The 13922-nt window shown below is 35.8% G+C and carries 8 protein-coding genes; all 8 read left to right on the plus strand.

Annotation, left to right across the window (positions count from 1 at the left end; translation table 11 throughout):
- Positions 1-103 precede the first annotated feature (103 nt).
- The gene (locus tag J2Y38_RS01375) at positions 104-1717 is read left to right on the plus strand and encodes a sulfatase-like hydrolase/transferase (protein WP_309838880.1); all 1614 of its coding nucleotides are present in this window, start codon (positions 104-106) and stop codon (positions 1715-1717) included.
- A 297-nt stretch (positions 1718-2014) separates the two neighbouring features.
- Positions 2015-3274 carry a putative sulfate exporter family transporter gene (locus J2Y38_RS01380; RefSeq protein ID WP_309838882.1) on the plus strand — a complete coding sequence of 420 codons (1260 nt, stop codon included), beginning with the start codon at positions 2015-2017 and terminating at the stop codon, positions 3272-3274.
- A 753-nt stretch (positions 3275-4027) separates the two neighbouring features.
- Entirely contained in the window at positions 4028-5683 is a 1656-nt protein-coding gene (locus tag J2Y38_RS01385) for an arylsulfatase (protein WP_053471681.1), read from the plus strand.
- A 31-nt stretch (positions 5684-5714) separates the two neighbouring features.
- Positions 5715-6539, plus strand: coding sequence for a serine O-acetyltransferase EpsC (epsC, locus tag J2Y38_RS01390; RefSeq protein ID WP_309838887.1), 825 nt, complete (start codon positions 5715-5717; stop codon positions 6537-6539).
- Between the two features lie 194 nt (positions 6540-6733).
- Positions 6734-7654 (plus strand): cysteine synthase A, encoded by a 921-nt coding sequence (cysK, locus tag J2Y38_RS01395; RefSeq protein WP_053471683.1) that lies wholly within the window; start codon positions 6734-6736, stop codon positions 7652-7654.
- Positions 7655-7759: 105 nt separating this feature from the next.
- On the plus strand, positions 7760-8680 hold the full coding sequence (locus J2Y38_RS01400) for a family 2A encapsulin nanocompartment shell protein (RefSeq protein WP_291146421.1): 921 nt from the start codon (positions 7760-7762) through the stop codon (positions 8678-8680).
- Entirely contained in the window at positions 8664-10595 is a 1932-nt protein-coding gene (locus tag J2Y38_RS01405; protein WP_309838891.1) for a family 2A encapsulin nanocompartment cargo protein cysteine desulfurase, read from the plus strand. The genes J2Y38_RS01400 and J2Y38_RS01405 overlap by 17 nt, the downstream gene beginning before the upstream one ends.
- Before the next feature lie 343 nt (positions 10596-10938).
- On the plus strand, positions 10939-13917 hold the full coding sequence (locus J2Y38_RS01410) for a TonB-dependent receptor (RefSeq protein WP_309838894.1): 2979 nt from the start codon (positions 10939-10941) through the stop codon (positions 13915-13917).
- Positions 13918-13922: the final 5 nt, after the last annotated feature.

Below are 13922 nucleotides of genomic sequence, written 5' to 3' on the forward strand. Positions count from 1 at the left end.
ACGGAGCTACTTGTGTGGGCTTCGACTTCGCTCAGCCTGACAAACTGTACCTGAAAAAATTAAACAATGCAAAACCAAAATTCAAAAAATAACTCATCAAAATATGGCAAACTATAAAAAAATAACCAAGATTATTCTACCCATTTTATTAGTGATACTTATTATAGCAGCATTCTTATTATGGCCCATAAATACAGACGGAACATTAATTAAAGCAGATGAAAAACTAGCCGAAGGAAAGGCCGCATTTCTTTCTCAAAAAGATACAACTTCAGAAAAAAAGCCAAACATTATCATTCTTGTTGCCGATGATTTAGGCAAATATGATATTTCTCTTTACGGAGGAAAATCAACACCAACACCTCAAATTGATTCACTTGCAGCATCTGGAGTAACTTTTACCGATGGATATGTTTCGGTATCGATTTGTTCGCCATCGCGCGCGGGATTATTGACGGGACGCTATCAGGAACGTTTTGGGCATGAATATCAGCCGGGAGATCGTTATCCAAAAAATAACTTAGAATATTATGCATTCAAATATTTAATCAACACGAACAGCTGGCGATTAAATGATAAAATTAATTATCCAAACGAAGCCTCAATTGCAACGCAGGGTTTACCAAAATCTGAAATTACCTTTGCTGATTTAGCTAAAAAACAAGGTTATAATACAGCAATTATCGGGAAATGGCATTTGGGGCATAACAAAGGATTTTTTCCTTTAGACAGAGGTTTCGATTACCATTACGGATTTTATCAGGCTTTCTCTCTTTACACGCCCGAAGATGACAATCCAGATATTATAAATCATCATCATAAAGATTTTACCGATAAAATGATTTGGGGAAATGGCCGTGTCGGAATTGGACAAATTCGTCGCGATACTACTATCATAAAAGATAAAAAGTATTTAACCGAAACTTTTGCAGATGAAGCAGAAGCTTTTATCGACAAGAATAAAACCAAACCGTTTTTGTTATACGTTCCGTTTAATGCGCCGCATACGCCATTTCAGGTTCGTAAAAAATATTACGATCGTTTCCCGAATGTAAAAGACGAAAACAAACGTGTCTATTTTGCGATGATCAGCGCACTTGACGATGCCGTTGGAAGAATTAGGGAAAAAGTTAAAAAAGAAGGTTTAGAAGAAAATACTTTAATCTTTTTTATCAGCGATAACGGCGGTGCCGATTATACTTTTGCGACAACAAACGCACCTTTAAAAGGTGGAAAATTTTCTCATTTTGAAGGCGGTATAAATGTTCCCTTTGCACTTTCGTGGAAGGGAAAAATCAAACCGCATACTGTTTATAAAACTCCTGTAAGTTCATTGGATATTTTTAGCACAATTGCAGCCGTTACACATTCTGGTTTACCTAAAGACCGAGTTTATGACGGAATTGATTTAGTTGATGTTGTCAATAACAATAAAGAAGCTCATAAAGATTTATACTGGCGTTCGGGCGATGCAAAAGCCATTCGAAGCGGTGACTGGAAATTAATCATCAGCGGAAAAACGCATGAAAAATGGTTGTATGATTTATCAAAAGACAAATCTGAAACGACAGATCTTGCCGCTAAAAATCCTGAAAAAGTAAAAGAATTACAAACTGCTTTACAAACTTGGGAAAAAGGTTTAATCAAACCACTTTGGCCTAATTTGACTTATTATGAATTTGACTTTGGTAAGCAAAAATACTTTGTTGATTTGTAATTAAAAAGTATACAAACCCGACAGGTTTAAAACCTGTCGGGTTTAACACTCATATTCAAAAATAAATTGCCTCCAGCTTTAGCTGGAGGTTTAAAGTTTGAAGTGCAAAAGGCTTTAGCCAAACTTTTTATTCGGCTAAAGCCTTTTCTATTTTGCAAATCAGTTACCTCCAGCAAAAGCTGGAGGCAATTAATAGCTTTTTTATGTACAAATTCTTTTAAATCCAGCTGAAGCTGGAGGCAATTGAAATAAAATCTTAGAATCAATAATTCTTAGAATAATCAAATCAAAAAATAAATGTCAACTCAACCCAAACAATTTAATATACACGAAGACTGGACAGTCGTAATTTTAGGATTTATAATCATCGGGATTTCCCTTTTTATATTTCTTCCCGAAGTTCCTGTTTTCGGCTGGTCTAATACTACAGATTTATTTACGAAAGTATTTGATTTAGCAAACCTTAAAATCCTTTTAATTCAGTTTTTATATCTCATTTCAATTGGTACAATTGGAGCATTTTTAATTGGAAGATCCGTAAAATATTTTCTATTTACTTTTCCGATAGTCTATCTTTTAACCTTGATTGCACTTATTTTGGCTGGAAATTCTGTTATAAAATCCATCAATTTAGAAGCCGTAATTTTCAGTTTGATAATTGGTTTAGCGATTGGGAATTTCTTCAAACTTCCGGAATGGTTTCGTTCATCACTTTCTACAGAAGTCTTTGTAAAAATCGGATTGGTTTTATTGGGAACCGGAGTAATTTTTTCAGATATATTAAAGGCAGGTTCATTAGGCTTAATTCAGGCATTGGTTGTTGTGATATCCGTCTGGTATTTTGCCTTTTGGCTTTGCCGAAAATTAAAAGTCGACGATGAACTAACGATGATGATTTCGAGTGCCGTTTCTATTTGTGGTGTTTCTGCAGCGATTGCAACTTCAGGCGCAATCAAAGGTGATTCAAAGAAATTATCGTATGTCATTTCTATTGTTTTGGTAACCGCAATTCCCATGATGATTTTCATGCCGATAATCGCCAAATATTTCAATTTTCCCGAAGAAGTAACCGGAGCCTGGCTTGGCGGAAGTATCGACACCTCTGGGGCCGTTGTAGCGTCTGGAACTTTGGTTGGCGAAACCGCTTTAAAAATCAGTACAATTGTAAAATTCTCTCAAAATGTTTTGTTAGGATTAGCAGCTTTTGCTATTTCTGTTTATTGGACATATTCACATAATACTTCTTCAGAAGCTCTAGAATCAAAACCAACTTTAAAGGTAATTTGGGAACGTTTTCCAAAATTCGTAATCGGATTTATTGGGGCTTCATTAATTTTCTCTTTTTTAATCACCCCAGAAACCAGAGACGGCGTAAAAGACAGTTTGAAAAACCTTCAGGGAATTTGGTTTGCATTGGCTTTTACAAGCATAGGTTTAGAAACCAATTTTAAAGATTTACTGAGTAATAACAGCCGTAAGCCATTGTATGCCTTTTTAATTGCACAATTATTCAATGTGATTGTTACGTTGATTATTGCGTTTTTGCTTTTTAGTTAATCATTATTTTTTGCCACGACCCGAGCGATAGCGAACGGGCGAAGCAATTACACGAATTAGCACGAATTGATTTGTGTAAATTCGTGTAATTCGTGGCAAAACCATTTAGTATGTCATTGCGAGGAACGAAGCAATCTCATTAGCTAAATCAAACTTTATGTCTAATTGTTAGTGTGGTTGCTTCGTTCCTCGCAATGACTCAAGTATTTTTTTTATTTTTAGACATAAATTTCAAAATGTTAAAAATCAATAAATTACCATCTAAAAACATATCCACGCCCCATAATATCACAACTTTTTTTCAAAAAAATCAAAGATTAATTTGGATATTACAATATTAAATATAACTTTGTCTATAGAATTAGTAGAGTTTAAAATTTAAAACTTACATTTTGAAAACAACAGTCAATAATACGTATCACATTCTTCGTAAAAAAAACACTTATAACGCCTCTTGTTATATGTGCAGCTGTTGTTAATTCTTCTTTATACGTTCGCTTTGAATCGGTTTAAAATTAAAATCGGAAACTATGAATCGAACAGTGTTTATTCCCAAATTTTATTGAAATATTCCTTTGATGCTTTTGCCTCAGAAGATATCACGTTATACTAAATCAAAAATGAAAATGGAGACGACAAACTAACATTCTTTTTGATTACTAAGGGTCATTTCTGCGGCAACAGAAATGACCTGATTTTAAGAACATTTATCACTTACAAAAACAAAAAACAACAGACAAAAAGTACATTGCAATGAATACAAAAATCACAAAACTTCTTTTTTCTATTCTCTTAACCGGAGTTGCAACTTCTCACGAGTTACATGCTCAAACAGAATCAAAACCCAATATTATTTTGATTTTGGTGGACGATATGGGTTATTCGGATTTAGGAAATTATGGTTCCGAAATTAAAACACCAAACTTAGATAAGCTAGCTACAGAAGGTTTACGCTTACGCGAATTTTATAATAACTCGATTTGTGCGCCAACACGCGCTTCCCTCCTAACCGGACAATATCAGCATAAAGCCGGAGTTGGATTTTTTGATGTCAATTTAGGGTTACCGGCTTATCAGGGTTATTTAAATAAAGAATCTTTGACATTGGGAGAAGTTTTCCGTTCTGGCGGTTATAGCACGCTTTTATCGGGAAAATGGCACGTTGGTTCCGAAGATCAGGCGCAATGGCCAAACCAAAGAGGTTTTGATAAGTTTTACGGAATTTTAAAAGGTGCTTCGAATTATTTTGATACAAAACCTTTGCCTTTCGGAAAAACGCCTTATCCGGTAAAATTAATCCGCAATAATGAAGAACTGCATCCAAAAGACGATTCGTATTATTTTACAGATGAAATCGGGAACAATGCCGTGACTTTCTTAGACGAACAAAACAAAGAAAACAAACCTTTCTTTTTATATCTCGCTTTTACTGCGCCGCACTGGCCGCTGCAGGCAAAGCCTGTTGATATTGCCAAATACAGAGGCAAATTTGATGAAGGCTGGGATGTTTTAAGAGAAAAGAGAATCCAGAAACTAAAAGCCAGCGGAATTTTACCTGCCGATCAAACTATTTCGCCAAGAGATCCTGAAGTTCCGGAATGGAATAAGTTAAGCTACGACGAAAAACAATTCTGGAAAGCTAAAATGGAAGTATACGCCGCAATGGTCGACAATATGGATCAAAACGTTGGCAAAGTTCTGGACAAATTAAAAGCGCTTAAAAAAGACAAAAACACGCTTATTGTTTTTATTTCAGACAATGGCGCTCAGGGCGGATTCAATACATATAACCCGCTTGGAAGAGGTTTGGTTCGAAATGACGGACCAGTTGGGACTTCGGGTTCGTTTGATTATCAGGAACAAAACTGGGCTTATTTATCGAATACGCCTCTGCAGCAATATAAAAATAATATGCACGAAGGCGGTTTCAGTTCGCCGTTTATTGCATGGTTTCCATCCAAAATAAAAGCGGGCAGAATCGAAAAAGGAACCGGACATATTATTGACCTCGCTCCTACTTTCTACGAACTAGCCGGAATAGAATACCCAAAAGAATATAATGGTGTGACGACAAACGCTTTGGTTGGAAAAAGTTTGTTGCCTGTTTTATTTAATAATGTTTCTCAGGTCGATAGAGGCGCACCATTATTTTGGGAAAGAGCTGGAAACAGAGCTGTTCGCGACGGAAAATGGAAATTGGTTTCGATTTACCCTTCTTACGAATGGGAATTATACGATCTTGAAAAAGACCGAGGCGAAACTACTAATGTAGCACAGCAAAATCCTGGAATTGTAAACAAACTTTCGGCTTCTTATTTTGAATGGGCAGACAAAACCGGAGTGGTTGAATACAGCAAATTCAAATTAAAACCAGAGACAATGCCGGGCGGTGCGGCGTTAAAAAAATAAAATTATTTTCTAACCATAAAATTAAATCAATATGAATTCATTTTATCAGGAAATTGCAAGACAGCATCAGGAATTATTAATACTTCCTGAAAAGAAATTAATCCATCAGTTTATAGATGAATTGTTTTCGATTTTGTTTTCGAATACTTCAAAATCCTACGGTATTGTGGCGATTATTGAAAATAAATTTGACGGATTAGAAAAACAATTTGATGAGCTGGTTTTAGACTTTGCTCCTAAAAATCAAAATACGAAAAGGCAGACGGAAACCTTTTTTGAAGCCCTGCCCTATTTACATAAAAAAGCGTTGAATGACGCTCAAACTATTTTTGCAAAAGATCCTGCAGCCAAATCTTTAGAAGAAGTATTATATTCGTATCCAGGTTTTTTCGCTATTGCCGTTTATCGATTTTCTCATCAGCTTTGGAAGCAGGATTTAAAATTATTAGCCCGATCAATTTCAGAATACGCGCATATTAAAACCAGCATAGAAATTCATCCGGGTGCCAAAATAGGAAATGATTTTGCGATTGATCACGGCACCGGAATCGTTATTGGCGAAACCACAATTATTGGCAATAATGTTCAAATTTACCAAGGCGTTACGCTTGGTGCTTTGAGCGTTAAAAAAGTGGAAGCTTTTATCAAAAGGCATCCTACAATTGAAGACAATGTTATTATTTACGCCAACAGCACAATTCTTGGCGGACAAACAACTGTAGGCAGAGATTCAATTATTGGAGGAAATGTATGGCTGACGTATTCTGTGCCTTCCAATTCGGTTGTTTACCATAAAAATGAGATGAAGGTTAAGGACAATAATCCTTTTCCCGAACCCATTTTTTATTCTATCTAAAATTGGGTGAATATTTTTAACACATAGAAACATAGATTACAGTGGAGCTTAAAGATGATTATTAGAAAATCATAATTTTTTCACATAGCTATGTTATTTATTTCTAAGTGAAACGACTTTTTAAAGTAACTAAAAGCTATGTTTCTATGTGTTTAAATTACCTCAATTAATTGAAGCATAAAAATATCAAACACATGAAATATCAGAACATTTTAGAAACCATTGGCAATACGCCGCACATCAAGCTCAACAAGCTTTTTAAAACCCACGAAGTATGGATTAAATTAGAAAAAGCAAATCCGGGATCGAGTATCAAAGACAGAATTGCACTGGCAATGATTGAAGATGCGGAGAAAAAAGGACTTTTAAATCCGGATTCTATCATTATTGAACCAACATCCGGAAATACCGGAATTGGACTTTCGCTTGTGGCAGCCGTAAAAGGTTACAAAGTAATTATTGTCATGCCGGAATCGATGAGCGTGGAACGCCGAAAAATTATTGAAGCGTATGGTGCTGAATATGTTTTGACGCCGAGAGAAAAAGGAACTTCCGGAGCGGTTGAAAAAGCAAATGAATTAGCTTCAACAATTAAAAACTCTTTTCTGCCTTCGCAATTTACAAATCGTGCGAATGTTGAAGTTCATGAAAGAACAACGGCACAGGAAATTTTAGCCGATTTTCCGGACGGAATTGATTATCTAATTACTGGAGTTGGAACAGGCGGTCACATTACCGGAGTTTCTAAAATTCTGAAACAGCATTTTCCAAATTTAAAAACGATTGCCGTTGAGCCAGCACTTTCACCGGTTTTAAGCGGTGGAATTCCTGCTCCTCACCCATTACAGGGAATTGGTGCCGGATTTATTCCCGAAGTTTTTAACAGAGAATATATCGATGAAATTGTGACCATCGAAAAAAATGATGCTTTTTCATTCGCAAAAAAATTAACGAAAGAAGAAGGGATTTTTGGAGGAATTTCAACTGGAGCTGCATTGGCTGCAGTTTCAAAAAAACTGAAAAATATTCCCGAAGATGCCGTAATCCTGACTTTTAATTATGATACCGGAGAGCGTTATCTTTCTGTTGAAGAATTATTCGATTTTTTCTCCTAAAAAACAACAAGTCAAAATCTTACAATAAAATAAAACCCGTAATTTTAAGAATTGAATCTTAGAATTGAATAAAAATAAAATAATTAACCGAAAAACCTTAAAACTATGGCAGAATTAGAAAAACAACAGACCGCATTAGGCGATGTTGCAGCAAGACAATTAGCGATCGCAACACGTACCGTTCCTCAAATTGGAACCATTACTCCACGCTGGTTAACGCATTTACTACATTGGGTTCCGGTAGAATCGGGAGTATTTCGTTTGAATAAAGTAAAAAATGCCAACCACATCGAAGTAGATTGTTCGGCACGCGATGAAAGAGTTTTACCGAACACTTTTGTGGATTACATCGATAATCCAAGAGAATACAATCTGGCTGCCGTACAAACAATTGTTGACGTACATACTCGTGTTTCTGATTTATACAGTAAACCATACAATCAGATTTCAGAACAGCTACGTTTAGCTATCGAAACAATTAAAGAGCGTCAGGAAAGCGAATTAATCAATAATAAAGATTACGGATTATTAAGCAACGTTGCGCCATCTCAAATTATAAAAACAAGAACCGGAGCGCCAACTCCAGACGATTTAGATGAACTATTAACAAAAGTGTGGAAAGAACCTGGATTTTTCCTTTTACATCCGTTAGCAATTGCAGCTTTCGGACGCGAATGTACACGTCGTGGAGTTCCGCCGCCAACAACTTCTTTATTTGGATCTCAGTTTTTAACATGGAGAGGAATTCCGCTTATTCCTTCTGATAAATTACCAATCGTAAAAGGAAAATCAAAAATTATTCTTTTAAGAACAGGTGAAAGCCGTCAGGGCGTTATCGGATTAATTCAGCCAGGATTACAAGGCGAACAATCTCCAGGTTTATCAGTTCGTTTTATGGGAATTAACGAAAGAGCCATTGCTTCTTATTTAGTATCTCTTTATTGTTCTTTGGCTATTTTGGTAGATGATGCTATTGCTGTTTTAGAAGATGTAGAAATAGGAAAGTATCATGAGTACAAATATTAACAACAACGGTTTACCAAACATCGACGAGTTGCAGAATTTAGCAAACGAGTTGTTTAAAGCTTTACCGAATGAATTTCCAAAAGAAATCTCATTAAGTCCGGATAAAGCCGAACATCCGCGTGCGACAAAAATTGCAGAAACGATTTTGCATGCCGGAAACGCTGATCAGTTTGGTCAGATTCCCGCGGTAAGTCCGTCGAGTACGGTGCCTTCTCCGCCTGCATTTAGCGGATTTGGAGCTTCTCCATCTGTAATAAATTACGGAAATGGAGCTTCAGCTTTGTATCCAAATGCCGGAGCAGGATTTGATCCGCAAAACAGAAATTCATCTTCAGGAGTTCAGGAAAACCATGATTTAAATATCAATGATCCGCATACCGGATTTCATGATGTTAATTTAAAAAATGGAAATGCGCCGCAGCTGAATGAAGAAAGTCTTTTTTCGGGGTTTTCATTGAATAATCAATATCTGCCATTTCAAACAGAGAATTCATCTTTTGAGATTGAATTACAAGCTGCTTTGGCATCGGTTGATACACAATTTAAGAAACGTGAAGGTTTTCCGTTAAACGGAAATGAAACAACAAATTCGTACTATTTTTTAGATCAGAATCCTTTTGCTTTTGATAAAAGAAGTACAGATATCATTGTTGGAAATTCATTCGAACATAAAGAAATCAATCTTTTTAAAGGACATAATTTTGATGCTGCTTTAGTAAAAAAAGATTTTCCGATTTTAAGAGAAACCGTAAACGGAAAGCCATTAGTTTGGTTTGATAATGCGGCTACAACTCAGAAACCACAATCGGTAATTGATCGAATTACGTATTTCTACGAACATGAAAATTCAAATATTCATCGTGCAGCACATGAATTGGCAGCTCGTGCATCTGACGCTTATGAAGCCGCTCGTGAAAAAGTAAAAGCTTTTTTGAATGCTTCTTCTGTAAATGAAATTGTTTTTGTGAGAGGCGCAACAGAAGGAATAAATCTGGTAGCTGCAACCTGGGGCGAACAGAATTTAAATTCGGGAGATGAAATTATTGTGAGTAATCTGGAACATCATGCGAATATTGTTCCATGGAAACGTCTTGCTGATAAAAAAGGCTTGAAATTAAGGGTAATTCCTGTTGATGACGATGGTCAGATTCTGCTGGATGAATATGCAAAACTGCTGAATTCTAAAACACGTTTGGTTGCTTTTACACAAGTTTCAAATGCATTAGGAACGGTAACTCCGGCGAAAAAAATAGTGGAAATGGCACATGCTGCCGGAGCAAAAGTTTTGATCGACGGCGCACAATCTGTTTCGCACATGAAAGTGGATGTACAGCAATTAAATCCGGATTGGCTGGTTTTCTCAGGACATAAATTATTTGGCCCAACAGGAATTGGAGCTTTATACGGAAAAGAAGATTTACTAAACGAAATGCAGCCGTATCAATCTGGCGGAAACATGATTCAGGACGTAACTTTTGAGGAAATAAAATACCACAAAGCACCGAATCGTTTTGAAGCCGGAACAGGAAATATCGCCGATGCCATTGGCCTTGGTGCCGCAATTGATTATGTAACCAAATTAGGAATTGAAGCTATTGGTCAATACGAGCATTATTTATTAGAATATGCCACAAGACTTTTAAAAGAAATTCCGGGTGTACGATTAATTGGAACTGCAAAAGATAAAGCAAGTGTATTGTCTTTTAATTTACAAGGTTATTCAAACGATCAGGTTGGACAGGCTTTAAATAAAGAAGGCGTTGCGGTAAGAACCGGACATCATTGCGCACAGCCTATTTTACGCCGAATGGGAGTCGAAACAACAGTTCGTCCTTCGTTAGCTTTTTATAATACAACCGAAGATGTCGATACTTTTATTAAAACCATTTGGGAACTTAAAAAAGTTAAATTCTAAAAAAATAGAGAGAATGTATTTGATACATTCTCTCAAAAAAGATAATTGCTTTTTTTGATATTTTAAGTAATTATACCCTGAAAGCGATTGTTTTATAACAGTCGCTTTTTTTATTAAAACTACGTTTTTTGGCGCTAAAAAAACAGCATTTTTTTTAACGAAAATATTCTGCCTTACATTTTTATCAAAAAATCAAACAATTTTCATCAAAAACCAACAAACACGTATATAAAAGTTATCAATATCACAAAACTAGCTGTAATTGTTATTTTTAATGTTAAATTATCATTAAAAATTAACATTAAATTAGGATATTTGAGAGACTAATTTAAACGAAATGAATATGAAAATTAAATTAAAACACTGCTTGTGGTTGTTTTTACTATTTGTACAAATAGCTGCTGCACAAGAATCTATTTCCGGAAAAGTAACAGATAAAAAAGGACTGCCAATTCCCGGAGCAAATATTGTAGTACAGGGAAAAAATATCAGTGCTCAAACTGATTTTGACGGTCTTTTTAAAATCGCCGCTAAAAAAGGCGAAATATTGGTTGTAACCTATGTAAGTTATAAAACTGTAGAAGTTCCTGCCTCAAATAATATTACAATCCAACTGGATGAAGTTCAAAATGAACTTGAAACTGTAGTTGTTGTAGGTTATGGAACACAGTCTAAAAGAAACTTAACAGATAATATCGCTCGTGTAACAGCAAAAGATATTCAGCAGATTCCGGTTTCAAACGTACAGAATGCTTTGGTTGGGAAATTGGCCGGAGTTCAAATTACGCAAACAAACGGTAAGGTTGACGGAGGTATTAATATTCGTGTACGTGGTGCGGCGAGTATTAGTGCGGGAACGCAGCCTTTGTATGTTCTTGATGGGATTCCGTTAATTAATGATGATGAATCGAGCAACGGTGCGCCAACAAACCCATTATTGACTTTAAGTACTAATGAAATTGAATCTATAGACGTTTTAAAAGATGCGTCTTCTGCGGCAATTTACGGTGCGCGTGGAGCTAACGGAGTTGTTTTAATTACGACTAAAAAAGGACGTGAAGGAAAAGGAACTTTCACCGTAAACCTTTCGCAGGGAGTTAGTGAGGCTACACACAAAAGAAAATGGCTTAATGCAAAACAATATGTTGAATTATTGCAGGAAGCCGGAAGAAACGTTAACGATTTAGAATCTGTTGAAGATGAGTTAGAATATCTATCTCAGGGAACAGACTGGAGAAATGGTGAAGTCGATACAAACTGGCAGGATATTGCTTTAAGAACTGGTTATACTACAGACGCTGATTTTTCTGCTTCTGGAGGTGATGAGAAAACAAAGTATTTCTTTTCTGGCGCGTACAATAATACAACGGGTATTGTAGACAGTAATACTTTAGAAAGATTTACAGCCAGAACAAACGTATCGCATAAAGTTACAGATCGTTTAACTTTAGGAATGAACCTTGGTTTTTCGAGATCTTTAATTCACAGGGTTCAGGATGATAATTCATTCTCTTCTCCGCTTCAATCTGTTGCTCAGGCGCCAATTTCGCCGGCAAGATTAGAAGATGGAAGTGCCAACCCTAATACAGAATACTCAAACTACCTTTTGGCAAAAGATAATACGTTTTGGAAAACTATTATGCGCAGGCTGACGGGTAAACTTTTTGCTGAATTTAGAATACTTTCTTCTTTAAAGTTTAATTCTGATTTCTCATACGATCTTTTATCTCAGACAGAAGATTACTGGCAAGGTAAAAACGCTCCTTTTATGGCTACAGACGGAGCTGTATTTGCAACTTCTGTAAATACAGAAAATTATGTTTCAAGTAACTATTTTACATTTGATAAAACATTTGCAGAAAAACATACTTTTAATGTTGTTGCCGGTATGGAATTCAACAAATACAACAGAAGATATCAGGATGTAAACAGTATTTATTTCTCTAGTGATGATTTTCAAACTGTTGACGGTGGTGCTGAAGTAAATGAAGGCCACGGAAGCGAAACTGATTATGCTTTCGTTTCTCAATTTGGAAGATTGAATTATTCTTTCCAGAATAAATATCTTTTAAAAGCCAGTATTCGTCGTGATGGTTCATCTCGTTTTGGTAAAAATGAACGCTTTGGAGTTTTCCCAGCCTTCTCTGCCGGATGGGTTATTTCGCAGGAAGAATTTTTAAAGGATAGTAAAGCTATTTCCAACTTAAAAATAAAAGGAAGCTGGGGTAAATTAGGAAATGCTGAAATCGGGAATTTTGCTTCTCGTCAGCTTTACAGACCAAATCCTTATAATTTGAAATCAGGGCTTACTTTCGATCAGCCTGGTAATGACGATTTGACTTGGGAAAAATCAGCTCAAACAGATTTTGGTTTTGAAATTGGTTTTATAGACCGATTTTCTATTGAAGCAGATTATTACCAAAAAGATACTGACGGATTACTATTTGAAGTTCCGTTACCAATAAGTTCAGGAGCCGCTTCAATCAATAAAAATATTGGAAAAATAAGAAGTAATGGTTTTGAGCTTACTATCAACACTAAAAACATCGACACTGAAAACTTTAAATGGAATACCAGTTTCAATTTGACAACAAATGAATCAAAGGTTAAATCGCTTCCAAACGATAACAGAGACATTATAGTTGGATACAATATAAACAGAGTTGGAGAAAACATTTCTTCTTTCTATTTAGTTGAATATGCTGGTGTTGATCCTGACAATGGAGATGCTTTATTTTACAAAAACACTAAAAAAGCCGATGGTACACTCGACCGTACTACAACAAGAAATTATAGTGAAGCAGAACGTATTATTGCAGGAAACCCATTCCCTACTTTAATGTCTGGTTTAACAAACACTATTCTTTACAAAGGTTTTGATTTTACCTTTACGTTTCAGGGAGAATGGGGTGCGAGTATTTATAATTCAGCAGGGATTTATCAATCAACTGCGGCCGATTATTTTGACAACCAAACAGCAGATCAGTTAAACAGATGGCAAAAACCAGGAGACATAACAGATGTTCCTCAAGCCAGATTTGGAGGTTCAAACGGTACACAAGATTCTTCTCGTTACCTTGACAAAGCCGATTTTGTTCGTTTAAGAAATTTAACTTTAGGATATACACTTCCTAAAGATGTTTTGAAAGATTTAGGAATGAGCAGTTTAAGAATTTACTTTACTGCTGTTAACTTATTGACTTTTACAAACTACGAAGGAAATGATCCTGAAGCAAGAAGAGATGACAGCGGAATTGGAGAAGATTTCTATTCAGCACCTCCGGCGAGAACAACAGCAATTGGTGTAAACTTTAATTTTTAAAAAGA

It is taken from the genome of Flavobacterium sp. 2755, from assembly GCF_031455715.1.
In the GTDB taxonomy this organism is placed as follows: Bacteria; Bacteroidota; Bacteroidia; order Flavobacteriales; family Flavobacteriaceae; genus Flavobacterium.